The following is a 21,955-nucleotide window of genomic DNA, read 5'->3' on the forward strand; positions in this document are numbered from 1 at the left end:
CACGCATAAATCATTCCTGTGCAACTCGCTCTATGTATAGACTGCTCCGAAGCGCAAACGGTTTTGTTTTTTTATAAAATACAAAAGAAAAAGGCCCGGCAAGAATGCCGAACCTTGATGTGGACTTGATGATGTAGCACTTGATAACTATGAAGAAGCTTTCTCCTTTGTTTCCACGCTCGTTCCAAGCGTAATTCCGCTTTTCTGAGCATAAGCACTTAGGATTTCTTCCGTTTCCGAGCTTGTACGATGATGGAAGCAAGCTTTAGCAACCCTTGTAGCATCTATAGCCAGTGTATTTAGGGTACGGTGTTTAACCTTCAACAGTGCCTGCGGCGACATGCTAAGATCACTAATTCCAAGCTCCAGCCAAAGTGGCAAAGAACGCTCATCTGCCGCCATTTCACCACATACACTTATATCTATTTTTGCATTACGGGCTGCTTCTACAGTCATACGGATCATTCGCAGAACCGCTGGATGATATGGATGATACATATGCGCAATTTGTTCATTCATACGATCTACGGCTAGTACATATTGCACCAAATCGTTCGTACCGATACTGAAAAAGTCAACTTCCTCAGCAAGTAAATCCGCAATCATAACCGCAGCTGGAACTTCAATCATAATACCGACTGGAATATTCCGATTAAACGGTATACCCCGTAGCTCCAGTTCAGCCTTCACTTCTTCCAATACTGCTTTTGCCGCCTGTACTTCTTCCACGGAAGATATCATAGGGAACATTAGCTTTACATTCCCGTATGCGCTCGCCCGCAAAATGGCGGTTAGCTGAGTTTTGAACATATCTTGTCGATTCAAGCTGATTCGAATGGCACGATAGCCAAGGAACGGATTCTGCTCTTCTGGCAGCTGGAAGTAATCCAGATGCTTGTCCCCGCCTATATCCAGCGAACGGATCACAACCATATTGCTGCCTACCTTCTCGACAACCTGTTTATACACTTCGAATTGTTCATCCTCCGTCGGAAAAGAACTGCGATCCATATAAAGAAACTCTGTACGGAATAGACCTACACCCTCGGCTCCATACTTAAGCGCTAAATTCAGTTCTTTGACGGAGCTGATATTACCGGCCAATCTCAGGTTAACGCCATCTTTAGTGACGGCATCGACTGTAGCAAGCAATTCCAGTTGTTCTTTCTTTTTATGTTGCTTATTCCGAAGAGAAACATATTCATTGATCGTTACCTCATCAGGATGAATTTGCACAGATCCCGTGTCTCCATCTATCACGAGCATGTCTCCGGTCTGAATAGGGTTAGACAAATTATTCTCCAAACCTGCCACGAGCGGAATGCCTAGTGCACGAGCCATAATGGAAGAATGTGAGGTTTTACCGCCCATCATAGTAACAATACCTAGAACATAAGTTGGGTTCAAGTGAGCTAACTGGGAAGGAGATAACTCCTTCGCAACGAGAATATACGGCTGTGTATCCGATGGCAGCGTGACCTCAGGAGCACCTAAAAGATGCTTTAACAGACGGTTACCGACATCCTTGATATCCACCGCCCGCTCCTTCATGTATTCATCATCCAGCAGATCAAACATCGCTACAAAATGATCAATCGCTTCCTTAACAGCCACTTCCGCCGCCTTATACTGGCGTTCAATAATCCCCCGGATTTCGCTCATAAACACCGGATCATCCAAAATCGCCAGATGAGCATCAAAAATGCTGGATTCCTCCGGACCGACTACTTCTCTGAATTCTTTTTTGATGAATTCAATCTCGTCCTTAGAGGTACGGATACCTTCGTATAAACGCTCAAACTCCTTAGCTAGATCCACTGGGTTCACTTGTGTGTCTGGTAAGCTCCACTCCCAGTTCGGTAAGACAAAGGCCTTCCCGATAGCTACACCTGCTGCTGCGCCTATGCCTTGTATCATCCTTCTATCCCTCCAACGTTACTTTCATGTAAGACTACGGACATTACTGAAGATTGCCCCTTTTTAACATTTTTAAATGGAGCATAGCTCCATGATTTTACTCGATCAGGATTCGTAATCACCATTGGTGTAGCGAGTGAAGCTGCATGCTCACGCAAATAAGCGAGGTCGAATTTAACAAGCAATTGACCTGGTTCCACACTGTCGCCTTCTTTTACAACCGCCTCAAATGGTCCTTTAAGCTGCGAAGTGTCGATCCCTATATGCATAAGCACCTCCAGCCCTTCCGGCGTAGCAATACCAACGGCATGCATTGTAGGATAGACGTGCATAACCTTCCCGAATACAGGCGAAGTAAGCTCCCCTTTTTCCGGCAAAAATGCAACTCCATCACCCACCAGCTTCGCTGCAAAGATGTGATCCGGCACTTCCTCAATGGGCATCATTCTACCCTGCATCGGAGAACTGAACAATACCTGAGGCAAATCACGAAGCATTAGCTTATTAATCTCCTCGCGGATCAACTCTGAATACGTACCAAATACTACCTGGACATTCCCGCCACCGAGCTTGATAATCCCAGCGGAACCAAGACCTTTAAGCGCCCCTGTATCTATAAATCGATCATTATGGACGGTTAGCCTCAAACGAGTGATACAGGATTGTACTTGTACGATATTCTCCTTGCCACCAAGCGCCTCCAAGATCAATGGTGCCTGATAAGGGATATTGCCTGCCCAATCACCAAGTTCAGAACCTTCTTCACGCCCTGGTGTCGGGATCTGAAAACGGCGAATCGCCCAGCGGAACAAATTATAATACACAATCCCATAACCAATACCGATCGGAATCAAAAGCCAAGCCCTCTGTGACAGATGCAAATTCAAAAAGAAGTCAATCGCTCCTGCCGAATAAGAGAACCCGTGATGAATTCCCAGCATATAGGTCAGTACCATAGCGAGGCCAGACATTACAGTATGTATCGCGAATAAATACGGAGAAGCAAACAAAAACGCGAATTCAATCTGCTCCGAAACCCCGGTCAGAAAACAGACCAAAGCCGCTCGCATAAAAGTCTTTTTAATCTTAGGCTTCAAGTCCTCGCGCGCTTCCTGAATAATTGCAAAAGCAATGGCTGGCAGTGCGAACATCATAATCGGAAACAAACCCGCCATAAAAATGCCCGCCGTAGGATCGCCTGCAAAAAAACGTGGCAAATCCCCCTGAACGACAGTGCTACCATCAGGAGTTGTAAAGTTTCCAAACTGAAACCAAAACACATTGTTGAGAATATGGTGAAGACCGAAGGCTGTTAGTACTCTATATAGCACTCCATAAATAAAAACGCCAAAGCCCCCTGTCTGCAATATCCCTTGAAAAAGATCATCCAGTCCTCTTTGCAGCAGTGGAGAGATCCCTAACATCACCCATGCAAAGCCAGCCGAAAACAATCCCATGAACAGCAAAACAAAACGCGAACCTCCAAAAAACTGTATCGCCTCTGGAAGCTTGATATTTTTGAACCGGTTTTGAGCGATACCGGCAACTATACCCAGCAAAATTCCGATAAGTGTTGCAGGTTGTACAAGCCCGTCTCCCATATGGGTAACAATCCGGTCGTAAGTGAACATTCCAGCCAGTGCTGCAAGACCCGCCGTTCCAGCTTGATTGGATAATCCCCATGCTACACCCACAGCGAACAAATAAGGCATAAAATAAAAGATTCCCTGCCCAGCGTATGTAGCCACTTCGGATACCGAAGAAAGTCCCCATGCAGACCAAGGTAAGCTGCCCAAACTAAGCAAAATGGCTGCCGCCGGCAATACCATGGTAGGAAGCATTATGGCTCTGCCCAATTGCTGCAATGATCCGAGCCAATTCAAGGCTACCCTCTCCTTTCTTTCTATATTGAATGGTAAGCGCTGCGGGGGTTTTTGTCAAAATAAACTGAAGGAAAAGATCAGGATATATTTAAAACAAATACACACTCACTCCACAATAAAATCACCTAGAAACACCATTCTATGGGCTCAGGATTCCAAAGCACTAAAGCAAACAATGCTAAAGTTGGTTAAAACCGATAAAAGTTACTCTGAATGAATGTGCGTCTCTAATAATGCTTCAAGTGTATGAGTTATATTTATTGAATGAAGTTTTGTCTGCTGACTGAGTCTCTTTCTTTTGCTGCCGATGATAAAAGAAGATGTTAATTGTACTTTGTACAACTATTTATATCCTATAAAAACTGAAATCCATATAAGTGTACTTTGTGCAATTATTTTTAATAATTCCACCCTTTTCCTAACCTTTGGTGTGTAATAAGTGTACAAAGTACAACTAAACCACAATAGAATAGAGATATTTCCGATATAGTTGTATATAGTGCAATTATTCTCCCACTCCTACCATATTTGATCTGGTCGCATAGCTTTCACTTCGTATTGTCGAACCCGTTCTCCCGTAATTACAGGCTTTATTAGCCCCTTCTCACTCAACGAATGCAATAATCTGCGCGCCGTTCGAAAGTTAATGCTGAAATGCGTGGTCACATCCTTTGGACGGATCGCCCTACCCAGTCGCCAAGCCAACCGCAGAACCTCCTTCTCCTCAGACAAAATATCCACGCCTGCAGATTTGCGCGCCAAATGAGGTGCCAGCACCAATTGCAAAAGCATCCGGCACACCTCGGGGCGGTGCTGAAGATCATCAACAGAAAAATGAATCATTTTCCACCCCATTCCGGTCAGAAAAGTGTCCCGATTAACTGCGTAGTTGAATCTCTCGCGGTCCATGTCCTTCACATGATTTTGAAACCCGTCGCACTCAATCCCGAGACTGCCGCCGCTCTGTGGAAGAAAAGCGAAGTCCAGAAACTGAGATTTACGATTCCAGTCGTACACTTCGTATTCTGGATGCAAATCATCAAGGCTCTCAAACAATGGCCACCATACATTCTGCAAGAACAACTTCTCCGCATAATTATGCCCTCTAACCAGCCTCCCCCTTCTTTCTCCTGATCTTTCAGTCAAGTGCTTGTTAATGAACATACCATGTGCTTCTTCAAATTCCATTATGGTATCCTCCCCTATAAAAATAAAAAAACGCCCTTCACCGCAAATTATGCGGATAAAGGACGTTCTTCGTCTAACTTCAGTATAACAAGCTCAGTTAGTGATTTGCATTAGAAATTGCACAGTCTGTGCAGCCAATCGTAATCAAACAATGCTTTTGATCTTAGCTGTTCTTTAACATTAAATTTGCAACTACTTAAGCGTCAAAAAATTTAGTTCGCTGGTTTGTTAGTTTGTTCTTTTGTCTGTCGGCTCGCCGGTTTATTGTTCTCTCGTTGTGGGTTCGTTTGTCGGCTCGTAAGCTCATAAGCTCGTCAGTTCATCGTTTGCCCGCTCGTCGGTTCGTTCGAAATCCCTTGATACACGCTCTGATCATCATTTTTTCAATAGTCAGATAAAGTGTTGAACTAACGAACCTTATGCCCGAGTACGCCCATGCATCGTGATCGCTTCTTCGACCTTGATACAACGGTCCATAATCGCCGTCATACCGTGCTTAGCGGCGATTTCAGCGGCTTCCTGGCTGATTATACCCTGCTGGAGCCAAAGCACACGTGCGCCGATTTCAGCGGCCTCCTGTGCGACCTTTGCGCAGTATTCGCTTCGACGGAACACATTAACAATGTCCACCGGCTCTGGAATTTCCGCTAACGTATGATAGCACTTTTCTCCCAGTATTTCACCATCAACCAATGGGTTTACAGGAATGATCCGATATCCCCGACTTTGCATAGCACCCGCGACCATATAGGAGGTACGGTCTGTTTTGTCAGACAGGCCAACAACAGCAATATTACCGGCAGAAGCAAGGATATCTCCGATCTGCTCCCGGCTTGGATTCTCAAAGCTCATACATAGTGCCCCTTTCCATAGTTACACTTTATGATCCTTATTTAACTGAAGCTAAATTCGCTAGCCCCCTTACTTCTATTGTACCCACTCCACATTCGCACCAAGCGCACGCAGGTGATCAAAGTATTGCGGATACGACTTAGCGACATGGTGAGCATCCTTGATCAATAGTGGTTTACGCGCTCGTAAACCTACTACTGACAGCGCCATAATTACACGGTGGTCGTAATGCGCGTTAATCGTCACACCACCTTCGACGCCTTCAGGCATGCCGTGAACGATAATTTCATCGCGGCGTTCCTCAACATTGGCTCCTGCACGAGTCAACTCTGCCAAGTAATCAGTTATACGATCACATTCCTTATACCGAAGGTTCTCAACGTTATAGAATCGTGAAGTGCCTTCAGCAAATACGGCAGCAGCTACCATAGCCAGCACCGCATCGGTTGCAGCATCTCCGTCGAATTCAACAGCTTTTAGAACGCCGTTCCCTTGTACGTGAACTGTTCCCTCTTTATGAGTAAGCGGTACTTCCATCATACGCAACACATCAACAATGGCTCTTTCTCCCTGCTTACTCTGTTCCACAAGTCGATGTACCTTAACATCTGACTTTGTAACCGCAGCTGCTGCTAGAATAGCCGCAGAGCCAGGATAGTCACCTTGAACGGTATACGTCTTAGCCGCGTAGGCTTGACGACCTGGCACTTTAAAGGACATATAATCATCTGCCGCATGAACCACAATTCCAGCCTGCTCCAATACTTCTAGCGTCTGACCTACGACAACCTTTGATTTCAAATCATCAAGGACAATAATTTCACTATCTTCTTCAAGCAATGGTGTCAAGAATAATAGAGCACTTAGGAACTGGGAGCTGACAGCACCTGAAACTGTAATTCTACCCCCAACAGGTTTGCCACCGCGGATCGTGATCGGCAACTTACCTTCATTATGCTCTACCTTCACACCAAGCTGTTCTAGAGATACGATCAGGTCGTCATGTGGACGTTTACCCAATGAGTCAGGATACGTATTTACGAATGTGACCTCAGGGCTTAAAGCAGCTACAGCCATTAGAAAACGTAATACTGCTCCAGCATTCCCCACATTAAGCTCCTTAACATCCTTAGGTTTGCGTCCAAAGCCTTGAATCACAATCTTCTCATCATCTTCTGTGAGTACAGCTCCCAAATCTGCAATACAACGACGGATGGCATCGCTATCTTCACTATGTGCCGGATGATAAATCGTACTTACGCCTTCTGACAATGCGGCAACCAGCAAATAGCGAGTGGTATAGTTTTTGGAAGAGAGGGCCCCAAATTCTCCTTGCAGGGATGGCGTTGGCCTAACAATAACGTCCATAATATAAACTCTCCTTAGTAGATATAGTTGTATGTAGTGCTCGTTTGACAGGGTATTCCATGCTTGTGTTATCATTAAACCATTCTTCTGATGAAAAGAGGTCACAACCATGCATAATGTTCCACAAATTACACCGCAAGAATTGCGGCAGTGTCTAGAGACAGGGGAAGACCTTGTACTCATCGACGTTCGTGAAGACGAAGAGGTTGCCTTTGGGATGATTCCCGGTGCACAGCATATCCCCATGGGAGAAATTCCACACCGCACTGAGGATATTCCAAGCGATGCCAAAGTGATCTTTATCTGCCGTTCCGGTGCTCGAAGCCAGCGTGTCTGCGAATATCTACAACAGTTTGGCTATCATGCTACAAATTTAAGCGGCGGTATGATTGAATGGAATGAAACACTCTCTTAAAAGCTCAGCCGCGGTAATGCATTAAAATATATTGCGACACTTCTGCCGCTGTCAGTCCCGTTGTATCGACCGTGTAATGCGCGAACAGGTAAGCTTCTCGACGGTCTTCCATGATACGTCTAACCCGTTCTTCTGCATTGCCGGCGAGCAGCGGACGATTCTGATCTCCACTAACGCGGGCAATAATCTCTTCTTCTGTTGCCGTTAGCGCAACCACATGCCCTTTACTCAGCATTAAATCTGTATTCCCCGGCGCCAATACCGCGCCACCACCAGTAGATATTAATTTATTCTCAGACTCTAGCATACGCTTTAGTACTGCTGTTTCCACGCTTCGAAAGTAATTCTCTCCATCTTCCGCGAAAATTTCTGCAATACTTCGGCCTTCAGTTTCAACAATGACATGATCCAGATCAACCAGCTCGTAACCCAGTTCCTCGGCCAAAATAGCGCCTACTGTTGACTTCCCCGTTGCCATCATCCCTACTAAAATAATGTTCTTATTTCTTTGCTCTTCGTTGAACTTTTTAAATTCTTCTGTATCCCCAGCCATGTCTATCCTCCAACCGCGATATTTGTCATATCATAACACAGGGTCAAAACATTAGACAATCTGCTTCACTTAGTAATTCCACATCAAAACTTCAACAAAAAAGGCCCGAAAGCCTCCCCATTTCTGGTGAAGCAATTCGGGCCACTTTTTTAAAATATAAGAAAGTACAAGTTTCATGTTATACATTAACCTTATATTTCTCGCATAAACGCTTCTTACCGTCCTTTAGGGACGCCGAAGGCGTTATTGCTTGTAACCGTAATAAACTAGATTATTCTGCAGACATCCAGTTGTGGTGGAAAACGCCTTCTTTGTCTACACGTTTGAACGTGTGTGCGCCGAAGTAATCGCGTTGTGCCTGAAGCAGGTTCGCAGGCAGTCTTTCTGTACGATAGCTATCATAGTAAGCCAATGCGCTGGAGAACCCAGGTACTGGAACACCCATCGTTACAGCTGAAGCGATAACTTTACGCCATGCGGATTGGTAATTGTCCATAACATCCTTGAAGAAAGGATCAAGCAATAGGTTCTTAAGATCTGCATTGTTCTCGTAAGCATCCGTGATGTTTTGTAGGAAACGGGAACGGATAATGCAGCCGCCGCGCCAAATTTTAGCCAACTCGCCATATTTCAGATCCCAACCGTATTCGTCGGAAGCTACGCGAAGTTGAGCGAAACCTTGAGCATAGGATACGATTTTACTTGCAAACAATGCTTTACGCACGTTCTCGATGAATTCAGCTTTGTCACCATCAAATGGTGTAGCTTCTGGTCCGTTAAGCACTTTGCTTGCTTCTACGCGCTCATCCTTCATTGCAGAGAGGAAGCGTGAGAATACGGATTCGGTAATCATGGACAAAGGTACACCAAGATCCAATGAGCTTTGGCTTGTCCATTTACCAGTTCCCTTTTGGCCAGCGGAATCAAGGATCACGTCAACCATTGGTTTACCAGTTTCTTCATCATACTGAGCAAAAATATCTGTAGTAATCTCGATCAGGTAGCTGTCGAGCTCACCGCTATTCCACTCTTTGAAAATGTTGTGAAGTTCTTTTGCATCCAGACCTAGAACGTCTTTGAGCAGCTGGTAAGCTTCACAGATCAATTGCATATCACCATATTCGATACCGTTGTGCACCATTTTAACATAGTGTCCCGCACCGTCTGGTCCGATATATGTACAGCAAGGCTCACCGTTAACTTTAGCTGAGATTGCAGTTAGGATTGGTTCAACTAGCTTATACGCGCTTTCTTGACCGCCAGGCATAATGGAAGGACCTTTAAGAGCTCCTTCTTCACCGCCAGAAACCCCAGTTCCGACAAAGCGGAAACCTTTTTCTTCCAGATATTTACTGCGACGAACCGTATCAGGGAAATAAGCATTTCCTCCGTCGATAATAATGTCGCCTTGATCAAGATGCGGCAACAGTTGCTCGATGGTAGCATCAGTAGCTTTACCAGCTTGAACCATGATCAGAATTTTGCGCGGTGTTTCCAGCGAAGCTACAAATTCCTCAACGGAAAATGTGCCTACGAGGTTTTTACCTTCCGCCTCAGCAAGAAGATCATGTGTCTTCTCCGGTGAGCGGTTAAACACGGATACGGAAAAACCTTTGCTTTCGATATTTAGAGCCAAATTCTTGCCCATTACCGCCAAGCCAATAACGCCGATTTGTTGTTTTGCCATCTGGTCCTCCACCCTTTGCACCCTATATTTTTGGGAAATCCATTTCTCGCAGTATAAGAATACCACCCTTTATCAGAGACAGCAAAGCCTGCCCTGCGAATAAAGATCAAATTCATCGACAAATCCATTGCCAATACGAAAATGATCACAATGACTATTTTAACGTTTTTAGCACCAGAAGTGAACCCCTGTCTGCAAGTTCTCAAACAAATCTAAGACACCCCGAAATTCGGGGTGCCCCTAAGCAACTTATTTCGGCACCTTGTTTACCATTCTAACATATACAATTCCTTCGTCAAAAAGGTTAGCTGAGCTCGGCATTTCTCCGCGCGAATCATATCCTCAGCCTTAAGTGCATCATTTAATCGATCCAGCTGCTCATCCACTTCAATCCGGCGCTGGCGAATTCGTTCCTCTCCTTCAACAGAATAATAGAGCTTGGTCAGCTCCTCATCGGTGAGCATAGGACCCTTCTGGTATAAGACTCGCTGCTGATAACCCGAGATTTCGACAAGACGAATCACTTCGCCGAACAAAATATTTTCAATAATAATCTGACGGTCCCGGAAGCGCTTTACAATGGCATGTCCTCGCATGTCCCCAATTAACTTCTCCATCCATTCTGACAAGCGAGCATCACGAATCATATAGTCACCCACGAGTTTATAGCCATCTTTGATCCTTTGAAAACGTAATTTCACCAGTTTACGACCCGTACGGACCGAAATTACAAAGACCTGTTCGTTCTCGCTCCAATATAGGGAATAACCTTTTTGAATCAAATCCTTGATCAGGTCCTGGATATGCTGTCTGTCGAAACGCAGCTCCAGGTTACAATACTCCACCTCGTCGTTTTTGTTCACGGCACTCCCCCCTAACTACTTCACATCTGCAAAGCCAACACAATTGTTCAATTTCCGATTATTTATGGCTGCCGGACCTCTTCAAGTAGTAGTTACTTTTGCGTTCGTCTTAGTCTTATTTTATACTTCAGTTTATGTAGCGGTAACTTGGTTTATTGACTATTTTTACCCGCAACAGACTTTCTCCAAACGCTGATTGAATTTTTTATTTCTTTTAGTCCTTTTAATTCCTAAAAAAAGCCGCTGACAACTAATTCTCAGGTTGTCAGCGGCTTTTCACATCTAAGGTCAACTAGTTTTAAATTTCAACTTCGTTCTGTGTACAATTAGTAAATGCAGCCCAAAGAGTATCAACATAACAATTGCACTCATCAGAAACGGAACACCGTGACCTACATGGTCCCATAGTCTCCCTGATATCACTGGTCCTGCCACCATCCCTGAGCCTTGCAAGGTCAAGAAAAGCCCCCAGACAGTCCCTCGTTCCCCCTTAGGCACTTGCTTAGCCAGAAAGGCGTTCCATGCCGGGAGAATAAGCGCGTAGCTTATACCGACCAATGCCACCGCGATAAAAGCAAGCGGGAGCCAGCGTACCTGTGAGAACAGGGCAAGGGAAAAGGTGGCAAGCAAAAAGCCAATGTTCAGAAACACAGTTGTTCCTATTCGGTCCACCAGCTTGCCTGCTGGAATTAGAGCAAGCACCGTAATTCCCCCACCTGCAATCAGAAGCAGACTAAATTGATTCGGACTAACATGAAGCTCCGTACGTGCAAACAAGGTAACTACAGGCGTCATCAAGCCAATGGCAAAAGCCTGAAGAAATAAGGCTGGATATAGTAGGCGACTGACTTTAAGCGTCGTTCTGACCTGATGTAGTGTTCTTTTTATACTTTCTAATGGACTGATTTTTTTACGCTCAATAGCTCCGCCGAGCCCCTGCATGTCCCTTACAACTGCATGAGTGCCACTTGACGAGATTCTTTTAGGTAGAAAAAGCGCAACTACAACTACTACAGCAGCACACCCTAGCAGGACCAAAAAGGCTACACGATAGCTTTGTCCACCCTGATCCATCAAAAAATTCACTACAATCGGACCGATTCCCGTTCCTGCGAGCGATGCCATCTCTACAGCACCCATAGCTGCTCCACTGCTGCCGCTTTTAGTAGATCCCGCCAATTCCGTTATTCCGGTCATCACACAAGGCCAAAGCGGGGATGTCCCGATCCCAAGAATAAGACAGGCAATCGAGAGCGTAACTGCTGTTTTGGCATATATTATCATTCCAACAGCTACTAGGATCAACAGCAAGGCACTTGTCATGGTCCAGCGAAACCCTATGCGCTCCATAACCCAGCCAGAAGGACTGCGGAATAGATTATCCCCCAAATACTGGAGTGCAAAGGCAAAGCCTACTACCGTAACAGATAGACCCAAAATATTCTCCATATATACGGGTAACAAAGCGACAAGTAGCGACCCTTTAACAAACTCAACTAAAAAAATAATTACCCACATCTCCATGATAAATGGCGACGTCAAACTGATATGTGTACGTTGCGCAGCTTTTGTGGACATTCTATCACATCCAAATCCTAGTATTCTGTAGATTGTTTTGTTATACTGATGCTTGCCTTAAATTTTAATATTCGCGAAAGGTTGTGACAGCATTAAATGAATCAACACCGTACTCCCCTCTTCACAGCTTTAAAAAAGCATGCCGCCGGCAATCCCGTTCAATTTCATATCCCGGGGCATAAGAAGGGGCTAGGAACCGATGCCGAATTCCGTGAGTTTATCGGCGATAACGCTCTATCCATCGATCTAATCAACATCGCACCGCTTGATGATCTACATCAGCCAACTGGAGTAATCCAGGAAGCTCAGAAGCTGGCTGCGAAGGCTTTCGGCGCCGACTATACGTATTTTAGCGTACAGGGCACGAGCAATGCCATCATGACGATGATCCTCTCTGTCTGCTCACCGGGTGATAAAATAATTGTGCCGCGCAACATTCATAAATCTGTGATGTCGGCCATTATCTTCTCCGGAGCCAAGCCTGTGTTTGTCTCGCCTGTTCAGGATGAGAATCTCGGGATAGATCACGGCATAACGACCAGTTCGCTGGAACGAGCGTTAAGGCGTCATCCAGACGCCAAAGGAGTTCTAGTAATCAATCCCACGTACTTCGGTGTATGCGCCGACCTGCGTTCGATTGTCGACCTGGCTCACCGTTACGGTGTACCCGTATTGGTGGACGAGGCACATGGAGTACTGATTCATTTTCATGAGGATCTGCCGGTATCGGCCATGCAGGCCGGAGCGGACATAGCTGCCACTAGTGTGCATAAACTTGGCGGCTCCATGACGCAAAGCTCGGTACTGAATCTTAATGCTAAGACGGGTCTGATTAACCCGCAACGGGTACAGACCATTATGAGCATGCTGACTACAACATCTACCTCATATATTTTATTAGCGTCTTTGGATACATCAAGACGTAATCTCGCGCTGAACGGTCATGAAATGGCGGAAAGAACCATCAGACTGTCCAACTACGCACGCGAAACGATCAATACGATCGAAGGCCTGTACAGCTTTGGAAAAGAGATCCTTGGGACAGAAGCTACATTTGATCATGACCCAACTAAGCTCAACATTCATGTGCGCCATTTAGGGATCACAGGATACGAAACCGAAAACTGGCTGCGCGAGAAGTACAACATCGAAGTAGAACTAAGTGACATGTATAATATTCTTTGCCTTATTACCCCAGGTGATACCCAAGAATCAGTAGATAAATTATTAGCTGCACTTCGGGTGTTGTCCGCCATTCATTACAGCAAGGGTGAAATCTACGAACTTAAGGTTCAGGTTCCAGAAATTCCACAGCTTGCTCTGATTCCAAGGGACGCTTTTTATGCGGATACGCAGTTAGTTCCATTCCGTGAATCTGCTGGCTACATTATTGCAGAGTTTATATATGTATATCCGCCTGGAATTCCTATTCTTCTCCCTGGCGAAGTTATCACTCAGGATAACATCGATTATATTATTGACCATGTGGAGATCGGACTTCCGGTTAAAGGTCCTGAAGATCGCAGCATCACTAACATAAAAGTGATTGTAGAAGCCGATCCTATTTCCTAAGATCCATTATTTCCCTAAAAAACTTCATTCATTTATACAGAAACCCGATACCATAATAAGTATCGGGTTTCTGTATATAAACATCAACTGTCATATACACAATAGAACAGCTTAATTTAGTCGCTAAAATCTATTCTTGCTGAGCAAGCAGATTGTTGTAAGCTTCTTCAACAGCTTTCCATTCTTCTTCATCTTCGATATTGTACAATACCATTTCTTCGTCTTCTTCTTCCATACGCAGAATAATGCCATCCGCTTCAGGATTTTCCTTTTCTAACAGCAGCGCGTATAGTTTCTCACCGATGTCGAAAGTTTCAACCAACACCATTTCAACATCTTCGCCCTGCTCGTTCGTCAAGGTCAGCACAAACTCCTCGTGCTCATGGTCGTGATCATGCCCGCAACCGCATGCTTCACCATGCTCATGTTTGTGATCGCTCATTGTAATACCTCACTTTGAATTGTATTATCCTACATCTGGTATACTACCACGTTAGATTAGTTCAGGTCAATTTAGAACCCTTAATTAAGAGCTGTAATTACCTTTTCTGACACAAGAACGTAATCCGCATTTTTGGAAGCTTTCATGTAGAAGCCTACCCGATATTTGCCGGTTTCTTTAAAATCATAAGTAAACTCCGAGGTCGGAAACCAGAAATTATCCTTCTGCGAGCCTTCAAGCTCCTGCGACTGAATATCCTTAACATTACCAGAGGGGTCCGTTATGGCTACTTTTACAGCTGAAACCTCTTCTGTTAAGCTATCTACTTGGGTTAATATTTTAATCTTAAGCTTGCCTACGTTTACGTTACCAAAGACCGTATTATCCTTAAAAAGAACAATATGAACATTAGGCTTAAGAATCGTCACTTTTCCAGATCCATCCCAATTCACTACCCCGCCCGCTTCTCTAGCGGGAATATATGTTTTTCCATCAATCAAATAACCGCCGTCTACAATTTCCGTCCCGTTGTTCCATACCCTGATTTTCTTACTCACAGAATCGGCGAACAATAAGGAGCCACCCATCAAGGAAAAAGCAAACACACATAAAGTGACTTTTTTCCATCTATTCATTTGAAACCCTCCAAATAATTCATGCTATTAATGTATACTTACTTTGTCTCAGCAAGTTGCGCTAATTGTAGGTAAATATTTCATTCATCTTCCGAAAAATGATATTATGTACTTGTTCAAAGTTGATATATTAGCTAACAGCGATTTCAGGAGGGTACTTTCTTATGAGTCTGAGCCTACAAATGCTAGGAACTGGCAATGCTTTTGCAAAAAACTATTTTAACAATAATGGCTTGCTACTAGCTGATGATTATACCCTACTGATTGATTGCGGGATTACAGCCCCACTTGCCATGCATACCATCGGGAAATCCTTCCGTGACGTAAACGCTACTCTAATTACGCATATTCATGCGGACCATGTTGGAGGTCTGGAAGAGCTAGCACTTACACTAAAGCACGTATACGGGAAAACTATGAGATTACATTTACCTGAGACGCTTGTTGAGCCACTTTGGAACAACACCTTAAAGGGTGGATTATATCAAAAAGATGCAGTAGCCTCCCTGACCGATATCTTCGAGGTTAAACCTATGAAACCCGGAATTACGTACAATCTCGCTCCTTCTCTTACGCTCGAGATCATACATACGCCGCATATTCCTGGCAAAGATAGCTATTCCCTTCTAATAAATAATGAGATTTTCTACAGCGCGGACATGACTTTTCAGCCGGATCTACTTATACGCCTTGTCCGTGAGCACGGCATCCGTATGATTCTGCATGACTGTCAGCTTGGTGGATCAGGTGTTGTTCACACCACACTGGAGGAGTTAATGTCATTACCTGAAGATGTTCGACGTATCATCAAGCTCATGCATTATAGCGATGAACAACCTCAATTCGTCGGGCTTACTGGAGAGATGGAGTTTATTGAGCAGCATGTAATTTATAAACTCTGATTATGATTAAAAAAAGACCGTACATTGACGTCCGATGACGTATGTACGGTCTTTGCCTTTAGAACTATGAGAAACTCGGAAGATTATCCAAATTGTTGGTTGGATCCCCATCCGCGTCGCCGCGAATATAAGTTCCTCCGTCTTTACCTTTAAAAGCATTCACTCCGGCAATATTTCCGGCCTGTACTTCTTGAAGCGCTTGGTCATACGCCAGGACACGTCCTGTAGAGGTCTGGAAACTGGTTAAATCTCCGTCTCCATTTTTCTGTACAGCTACGAAACTTTCGCGTTCGTTATTTGGCACTTCAGCTCGCCCCTTGCGCTTGGATTTGCCATCATATGGCACATCCTAGCTTGCTTCATGGAACGGTAAATTATGTGCACTATTTTTAAAGAGTTTTTTGCATCCGTACATGTAGAATACCTGCGTCATAAAAAGGTTCCGTAGAAATCACTTCATATCCTAGCTTCTTGTAGAAATTCTCAGCTTGGCACTGTGCATCAAGAATCGAAGCTTCCAGTCCAAGCTCCCGAGCAAGCTCTTCCATAGCTAGCAACAGAACACGTCCGAATCCTTTGACTCGATAATCTTTCAGTACGGCGATACGCTGCATTTTGGCTGTACCTGCTTTGTAATAAATCAATCTTCCCGTAGCCACAGGTACACCTTCATCTATAATTAGAATATGGTGCGCATTCGGACCGATAACATCGTATTCATCAATTTCTTCCTCAGCCGGTACCATTTGTTCCTCTACAAATACTTTGGTACGAATATCCAGCCCCATTTGAAGCTGTTCCTCTGTAGTTACCCGTAAGATTTCTGCCGCCATGTTAGTCCCAAACTCCTCTCTCTATGTATCCAACGATAGTTGTCTATTATATAAAAATTCGACTAGAAAGAAAAGCCTGAGCATGAGAAATCGTCTTCTACGCTGCTCTAATCTGCAGAATATACTTCTTCAGGAATTGAACGATTGTATGTGTCTTGCATCACTGGTGACAATGGAGGGTACTGACCTTTTGGCTTTCCATCTAGGTTGGTCATTTCTTTGATTTCCATGACTTTTGTTGGCTTCGCCTCGGAACATCCTCCCAAAACCATCAGTAACAGCAGACAAACGCCGACTTCCCATTTCAAAAATTTAGGCATGGTTTTACTCCTTTCACCGTTCAACTGTGGTTATTCTCATTACAGCTTTGACGGTTCATGAGTTTTATAAACCATTGGATCACTTCATTGCCCGATTCTAACCCTTATAGATTCACATTTCCAACGACATGGACCATGTACATCATTCCTGCCAGAAAGCCAGCTAATACAAAATAAGCGATACCGTATTTCCAGCGTGAGCTAGCCGGCACATCGTAATACTTATCGTTCTCGTAGACCGAATAGCTGATATCACAATTCATCTTAAGATGAAGCCCATTCTCTAAGGTCACAGGCTCTAGCTGCGAGATACGTACCTTTTCAATGATGCATTGCTGCGGAAGCGTAGCTCTACCAATGTAGTTCAGTTGATCCCATCTCACCCCTACATACTGCTGTCTTTCCAAATCACTGTAAGTAGTAAAAGGTAAATCTCTTCTATGCTCTGGTCCTGGAATCATGTAGCCTGCATCTCTAAGTGGCTCTACTGGAATTAAGAAACTCTTCGTTACAGAATAAAGGCGATTGTTAGTGCGTCTCTTCACATATTTGTTATACAGATCGTAAGCAAATAACGCCCAAATAATAAAGAACAAGATCGAACGCATATAGATGATGATGGCTAAACCACCCACGAGCCCCACAAGCCACAGCCAGCGCGTCACCGCGGTTGCAATACGGCCACCGTCAAGCGGGTGAATCGGCAGCAGATTGATCAGATTAAGTAAAAAACCTATGTAAGCCAAGGAATAGAGAAGTGGACTATCCATGTAATAAGCCGCCCCAAAAACGGCTGTAGCCCCAATGGTTCCTAAGATCGGACCTCCAAAAGCAATATAAGCTTCTGTCTGGGCATCCAGCGGCTGTTTCTTCATTGTAATTAAAGCTCCCAAAAATGGTATAAACAGCGGAGCGCTGACTGGAAGCCCGATCCGTTTCGCTGCTATTACATGTCCTAATTCATGGACTAGCAGGAGCAGGACAAAGCCCACGGCAAACCCCCACGGATAAATCAAAGCATAAGCCCATATTGAAATCATCATTGATATTAACGGCCCGGCAATTTTACCTATTTTCAGAAGAGACAAAATCGCCTTTCCTTTAAATAGGAGCATCGCCGCCCCGCCCCCCAACCATTTCCATGGCGTGGAAGAATTCTTTTTCTGCTCATTTTGCGGCAAGATCTCAAGCTCCTTTTTCTTTCAATTTTTATCTAACTGCTGTACATTACCCTCCATTTTATCATAAGCGCTTAAGGAGTATTTCCATAAAAAAGCACTTGGCTAAGTATACGACGCAACTTTTAGAATCGTTTCAACGTCAAACAAACAGATAATGGATAATTTTCACTATTATTCAAGGGAAGAAAGTGATTCCGCTCCAATACACAACCACCACCTCACACAAAATAACCCAAATTTTATGGTTGCCCTATGGGCTAACGCCGTGAACGTTATAGGCTACGAACCATAGACTGTTATCAGGGTTATTCAATTGAGGAGGTTATTTATGGATACAAATGCAAATTTACATCAACAGGTCAGTTGGAATTGTATGAACAAATACGTTGGTATTACAACGACTGACGGTCAGTCCTTTGATGGTTTTATTGCCCATGTAGATCAAAACTATGTTACTCTTGCGGTTCCTAGCAACGAAATGGTAGAACGTTTAAACGGAATGCCTACACACGAATCGGCGTATAGACAATTTGGCTTCCGGCCTGGCTTTTTCCCAAGACGTCGCTTCTTTCCACGACGCATCCCTTTTTTCGGAATAAGTGACATATTTCTACTCCCGTTCTTTATCTGACGTGGCTCATGGGGATGGAGCGGCATCCCCTTTTCTTATTATTTTAAAGACTATGTAAACTATCATCCCTATAGATTGTAAAAAAAGAATTGCCATTCTACTCTATCGTATGGTATTATGAAATTCGTCGCAGGACGGTAGCTCAGCGGGAGAGCACTATCTTGACAGGGTAGGGGTCATGGGTTCGAACCCCATCCGTCCTATATGTGAAAGCCTTGATATTCAAGGCTTTTTTTGTTTTCTATTCACTTATCATTCTATTAAAAATCCCTGTGATACGAATTTGATACGAATCGCGATTACTTTTCGTATCAGTTCATGTGATCCTCTGGGAAAATATCATCGCTTCTATCCTCCAACCAATTCCTAAATTCCGCTTTACTGATATATAATTCCCTTCCCACTTTTGCAACATGAAATATGTGGATGCCTGTTTACAATCCTTTCAATTCTATCGCTGTCCATGCCATCTTCAGGCTCATGGAATCTGAGCCAAAAGAGAAAGAAGCCGCTACTGAAAGCAGCAGCAATATTCCTAGGAGTAAAAACAGACCGAAATACGATTTCCCTCTTAAATTAGGGATAACAGCTGTTTTATCATCTAGCTTTCTATTTTTTTCATATGTTGACACTAGCTTCTCAACTACAAAATCTAGCTGCTTATCAAAAGATTAGATATCGGAATAATACGAAAAATCAATATATAGCCTTGCAGCTTATCCCCAGGCTCCATCACAGCATGTCGAATATCCAGCACATTAACGGCTGCATAAATCCATGCGGCAATATGATCTTCCAACTTCATCTTACATTTCACTCCGATCCGTTACACAATCTATTTAAGTTAATTACATCTCAAACATTGATAATGATTATCAATTATATCTGGAACCGTTTATCTCTCATAATGGGGCATCATGCCTATGGTTCCCTATATAAACGTTACTTGAACTAAACAAGAACAATCTCTCAATATTGCATCCCCTATAATTTAGCATTAATATAAAATAATGAGACTTACTGAAAATCGTTAATGAGTATCGTTTTGAGGATTATTGCATTTTCGCAAACTCACTAAGGAGTAGGAGTGTTTTTTATATGTTATAGGGGAAAACGAATATTGGGACCAATGACTGAAGCTGATGCTCTACGTGAATGGTTTACTCTTTCCGGTACAGTGAAGGACATTTATATTATTGAGGTTGATGAGAACAATAAAGTAAGGCGCCAGATTGGACCCACAAAGAAGAAAAAGAAATAAGCATAGCCTGCAGCAACCTACTATAACTTGATTGAAAAAGTGATAAAACGTAAAAAAGCCCCACCGACCTTTATAGGTGGATGGGGTATTTTATTAAAAAGGAAATTGAGTAAGCGAGAATATTAAGAGTACCATCCCAACAATCGAAGACAGAGCAGCCATTTTATCTTTAGTTTTAAAATAGGTAGCTCCTCCATTAAAAATCAGAGCTCCGCACATCCCCATCATTGTCCAAGACATGATCACTTGATCCTGACCTCGGAAAAATATTATTGCCAGAATGATTGTTGCTGCACTAAATAGAATACCGAACAGCCTTAGTGCTTTCAGCAAAAAATCCCCTCCCGAAATATAATGGGCTAATGAATTTGCAGCTTACTCGATATTACAAGAAAAAATGTAGCCAATGGGCCGCAAAGCAAAGAAATTAAAAACCAGTTTAATCCACTCCTATTTTTACCTTGCGCTAACCCGGCATTTATTAATGCTAATGTACCCCATCCAACAAAATACCCGTTATCCATCACGCACACGACCTTTCAACATCATTTTATAGGAATACGAATATCCAATATAATGGTTTCATTATACATAGATTACCATTCCTATATCTGGTAGAATTAATTAGTATTTACTATCAGATTTAGGGGGATATAAGATTGAAAATAAAGGCTTTTTTATGTATCGTTGCAACTATTGTACTTCTTACAGGATGTGGTAGTTCCAAATCAAATTCTGAGGAAAAGAATACAACCTCTACAGAAGTTACTCAGTCTGAAGCAACAGCTGACTCTTTAAAAACAGCTGCTGCAACACCAGTGCCAGAGAAGAAACTTTCAGAATCCGAGAAATTAGCTCTCGATTATGTGGAAATTTTCCTGAATGGTTCAGATATCGAAGCGAAAAAGAAGTTCGTATCCGAAAATATACTTCCTGATGTACAACCAATTTTTCAAATGGCTGAATCTACCGAAACACCTGAGAATAACAAACTTAAGAACGCTTCAGTAATAGAATCAGCTGATTATACGGACAAAGATGGTGGAAAAGACAAAATCGTCCTAATTCAAGGTGAAAAGTCGTCCTCCAGTAGTGAACTTATAATTTTTATTAAGGATGATAAAATTGGTTGGGGATATTCGTCTAATGACAAGAATAAAGAACCCTTTAACGAAATGAGAAAATTCTTCAAAGAGCCTGTAAATAACACATCTGATTCAGGTACAACTGAACAGTCTCCTGAAGCGACACTTAAAGAAATTAGTAATTTTGTCATTTCAGATATTTGGAATGTTGGATTTGTTGATATCAGTTGGTATGCAAGTTCGGGAACTAGCTCTACAGGTGAAGCCATAGATATAGATTTTACAATTGAACAATTAGGAAAAGCGATGAGTACAAAATTAGAATACGATAATTACATCATCAACCTGGATGCAAAATATGATTCAATTAAAAACATCTGGTCTAAGCTCTCTGGTGAGATTGATCGTATGTACAAGCAAATCCAAGACACTCCTCCTATAGCAAATGATGCTACCACCAAATTAGATACAGGAATATTCAATCAGTACCTGGATGCTTTTAGTGATGAGGTAGATAAATTATCCAATTCTTAGATTAAACCAAAATCCCTGCCAACCACCCAGGTTGCAGGGATTTTTTATACATGCTGAGATTTCAACAACTACTTTATTCTTGTGGCAATAAGCTGGATCGTTTCATCAGAGTCTTTTACAAGACATTTCAAAGTAATGCCCAGGACAAGTGAAAATAAAGAGATCATAAAACAAATGACTGTAATCATTGCTCCTCTTAAGTCATTTGTGAAATTATAACGCAAGATTTCTGAGAAGCTGCTAGTAGAAAAGAAA

General features: G+C 43.2%; 23 protein-coding genes and 1 tRNA gene. 7 read left to right on the forward strand and 17 right to left on the reverse strand.

Going from position 1 to position 21,955, the window contains the following annotated elements:
- Window positions 1-147: 147 nt before the first annotated feature.
- The 5 genes from ptsP to aroA form a co-directional block, all read right to left on the reverse strand.
- Window positions 148-1,917, reverse strand: coding sequence for a phosphoenolpyruvate--protein phosphotransferase (ptsP, locus tag NSQ29_RS15210; RefSeq protein ID WP_042187321.1), 1,770 nt, complete (start codon window positions 1,915-1,917; stop codon window positions 148-150).
- Entirely contained in the window at window positions 1,914-3,800 is a 1,887-nt protein-coding gene (locus tag NSQ29_RS15215) for a glucose PTS transporter subunit IIA (protein ID WP_076282943.1), read from the reverse strand. The genes ptsP and NSQ29_RS15215 overlap by 4 nt, the downstream gene beginning before the upstream one ends.
- 519 nt (window positions 3,801-4,319) lie before the next feature.
- Complete coding sequence (locus tag NSQ29_RS15220; RefSeq protein WP_341125481.1) at window positions 4,320-4,988, reverse strand: hypothetical protein; 669 nt, start codon at window positions 4,986-4,988, stop codon at window positions 4,320-4,322.
- Between the two features lie 417 nt (window positions 4,989-5,405).
- Complete coding sequence (locus NSQ29_RS15225) at window positions 5,406-5,840, reverse strand: CoA-binding protein (protein WP_341125482.1); 435 nt, start codon at window positions 5,838-5,840, stop codon at window positions 5,406-5,408.
- 75 nt (window positions 5,841-5,915) lie between these two features.
- On the reverse strand, window positions 5,916-7,208 hold the full coding sequence (aroA, locus tag NSQ29_RS15230; protein WP_042187311.1) for a 3-phosphoshikimate 1-carboxyvinyltransferase: 1,293 nt from the start codon (window positions 7,206-7,208) through the stop codon (window positions 5,916-5,918).
- Window positions 7,209-7,317: 109 nt separating this feature from the next.
- Here aroA and NSQ29_RS15235 point away from each other — a divergent pair, with 109 nt between their 5' ends.
- On the forward strand, window positions 7,318-7,623 hold the full coding sequence (locus NSQ29_RS15235; RefSeq protein WP_042187309.1) for a rhodanese-like domain-containing protein: 306 nt from the start codon (window positions 7,318-7,320) through the stop codon (window positions 7,621-7,623).
- 4 nt (window positions 7,624-7,627) lie between these two features.
- On the opposite strand, the gene NSQ29_RS15240 is transcribed toward NSQ29_RS15235, so the two are convergent.
- The 4 genes from NSQ29_RS15240 to NSQ29_RS15255 all read right to left on the reverse strand — a co-directional run bounded on the left by NSQ29_RS15240 (window position 7,628) and on the right by NSQ29_RS15255 (window position 12,304).
- Window positions 7,628-8,176, reverse strand: coding sequence for a shikimate kinase (locus NSQ29_RS15240; RefSeq protein ID WP_341125483.1), 549 nt, complete (start codon window positions 8,174-8,176; stop codon window positions 7,628-7,630).
- A 271-nt stretch (window positions 8,177-8,447) separates the two neighbouring features.
- Window positions 8,448-9,863, reverse strand: coding sequence for an NADP-dependent phosphogluconate dehydrogenase (gndA, locus tag NSQ29_RS15245; RefSeq protein WP_042187305.1), 1,416 nt, complete (start codon window positions 9,861-9,863; stop codon window positions 8,448-8,450).
- A 266-nt stretch (window positions 9,864-10,129) separates the two neighbouring features.
- Window positions 10,130-10,726 (reverse strand): hypothetical protein, encoded by a 597-nt coding sequence (locus NSQ29_RS15250; RefSeq protein ID WP_042187304.1) that lies wholly within the window; start codon window positions 10,724-10,726, stop codon window positions 10,130-10,132.
- A 288-nt stretch (window positions 10,727-11,014) separates the two neighbouring features.
- The gene (locus NSQ29_RS15255) at window positions 11,015-12,304 is read right to left on the reverse strand and encodes an MFS transporter (protein WP_341125484.1); all 1,290 of its coding nucleotides are present in this window, start codon (window positions 12,302-12,304) and stop codon (window positions 11,015-11,017) included.
- A gap of 96 nt (window positions 12,305-12,400) precedes the next feature.
- On the opposite strand from NSQ29_RS15255, the gene NSQ29_RS15260 reads away from it, so the two are divergent.
- Entirely contained in the window at window positions 12,401-13,876 is a 1,476-nt protein-coding gene (locus tag NSQ29_RS15260; RefSeq protein ID WP_042126789.1) for an aminotransferase class I/II-fold pyridoxal phosphate-dependent enzyme, read from the forward strand.
- A 130-nt stretch (window positions 13,877-14,006) separates the two neighbouring features.
- Here NSQ29_RS15260 and NSQ29_RS15265 read toward each other — a convergent pair whose 3' ends face one another.
- Both NSQ29_RS15265 and NSQ29_RS15270 read right to left on the reverse strand, forming a co-directional pair.
- Window positions 14,007-14,318, reverse strand: a complete 312-nt coding sequence (locus NSQ29_RS15265) for a DUF1292 domain-containing protein (protein WP_042187300.1) — start codon at window positions 14,316-14,318, stop codon at window positions 14,007-14,009.
- Between the two features lie 80 nt (window positions 14,319-14,398).
- Window positions 14,399-14,953: a copper amine oxidase gene (locus NSQ29_RS15270; RefSeq protein ID WP_042187298.1), complete on the reverse strand. Its 555-nt coding sequence runs from the start codon at window positions 14,951-14,953 to the stop codon at window positions 14,399-14,401.
- A gap of 164 nt (window positions 14,954-15,117) precedes the next feature.
- Between NSQ29_RS15270 and NSQ29_RS15275 the strand changes: the two genes are divergently transcribed.
- Window positions 15,118-15,855 (forward strand): MBL fold metallo-hydrolase, encoded by a 738-nt coding sequence (locus NSQ29_RS15275; protein WP_341125485.1) that lies wholly within the window; start codon window positions 15,118-15,120, stop codon window positions 15,853-15,855.
- A 64-nt stretch (window positions 15,856-15,919) separates the two neighbouring features.
- Here NSQ29_RS15275 and NSQ29_RS15280 read toward each other — a convergent pair whose 3' ends face one another.
- From NSQ29_RS15280 to NSQ29_RS15295, 4 genes are all read right to left on the reverse strand, one after another.
- A complete protein-coding gene (locus tag NSQ29_RS15280) occupies window positions 15,920-16,159 on the reverse strand; it encodes a DUF3892 domain-containing protein (protein ID WP_042187294.1) in 240 nt (79 codons plus the stop codon).
- Window positions 16,160-16,244: 85 nt separating this feature from the next.
- Window positions 16,245-16,688, reverse strand: coding sequence for a GNAT family N-acetyltransferase (locus NSQ29_RS15285; RefSeq protein ID WP_341125486.1), 444 nt, complete (start codon window positions 16,686-16,688; stop codon window positions 16,245-16,247).
- A 107-nt stretch (window positions 16,689-16,795) separates the two neighbouring features.
- Window positions 16,796-17,008, reverse strand: coding sequence for a hypothetical protein (locus tag NSQ29_RS15290; RefSeq protein WP_076282950.1), 213 nt, complete (start codon window positions 17,006-17,008; stop codon window positions 16,796-16,798).
- Window positions 17,009-17,112: 104 nt separating this feature from the next.
- Complete coding sequence (locus NSQ29_RS15295) at window positions 17,113-18,189, reverse strand: site-2 protease family protein (RefSeq protein ID WP_341125487.1); 1,077 nt, start codon at window positions 18,187-18,189, stop codon at window positions 17,113-17,115.
- A gap of 328 nt (window positions 18,190-18,517) precedes the next feature.
- Here NSQ29_RS15295 and NSQ29_RS15300 point away from each other — a divergent pair, with 328 nt between their 5' ends.
- Together NSQ29_RS15300 and NSQ29_RS15305 are read left to right on the forward strand one after the other, a co-directional pair.
- On the forward strand, window positions 18,518-18,820 hold the full coding sequence (locus NSQ29_RS15300) for a hypothetical protein (protein ID WP_042187286.1): 303 nt from the start codon (window positions 18,518-18,520) through the stop codon (window positions 18,818-18,820).
- A gap of 131 nt (window positions 18,821-18,951) precedes the next feature.
- Window positions 18,952-19,023 (forward strand) — tRNA-Val (locus NSQ29_RS15305).
- 449 nt (window positions 19,024-19,472) lie between these two features.
- Here NSQ29_RS15305 and NSQ29_RS15310 read toward each other — a convergent pair.
- Window positions 19,473-19,625, reverse strand: a complete 153-nt coding sequence (locus NSQ29_RS15310) for a hypothetical protein (protein ID WP_156113101.1) — start codon at window positions 19,623-19,625, stop codon at window positions 19,473-19,475.
- 315 nt (window positions 19,626-19,940) lie between these two features.
- On the opposite strand from NSQ29_RS15310, the gene NSQ29_RS15315 reads away from it, so the two are divergent.
- Window positions 19,941-20,081 carry a hypothetical protein gene (locus tag NSQ29_RS15315; RefSeq protein ID WP_156113100.1) on the forward strand — a complete coding sequence of 47 codons (141 nt, stop codon included), beginning with the start codon at window positions 19,941-19,943 and terminating at the stop codon, window positions 20,079-20,081.
- Between the two features lie 93 nt (window positions 20,082-20,174).
- Here the strand turns inward: NSQ29_RS15315 and NSQ29_RS15320 are convergent, their stop codons facing one another.
- Window positions 20,175-20,414 carry a hypothetical protein gene (locus NSQ29_RS15320; RefSeq protein ID WP_341125488.1) on the reverse strand — a complete coding sequence of 80 codons (240 nt, stop codon included), beginning with the start codon at window positions 20,412-20,414 and terminating at the stop codon, window positions 20,175-20,177.
- Between the two features lie 326 nt (window positions 20,415-20,740).
- Between NSQ29_RS15320 and NSQ29_RS15325 the strand changes: the two genes are divergently transcribed.
- Window positions 20,741-21,700 (forward strand): hypothetical protein, encoded by a 960-nt coding sequence (locus NSQ29_RS15325; RefSeq protein ID WP_341125489.1) that lies wholly within the window; start codon window positions 20,741-20,743, stop codon window positions 21,698-21,700.
- The last annotated feature ends 255 nt before the right edge of the window (window positions 21,701-21,955 follow it).

It is taken from the genome of Paenibacillus sp. FSL F4-0236 (assembly GCF_038000135.1).
In the GTDB taxonomy this organism is placed as follows: domain Bacteria; phylum Bacillota; class Bacilli; order Paenibacillales; family Paenibacillaceae; genus Paenibacillus_AQ.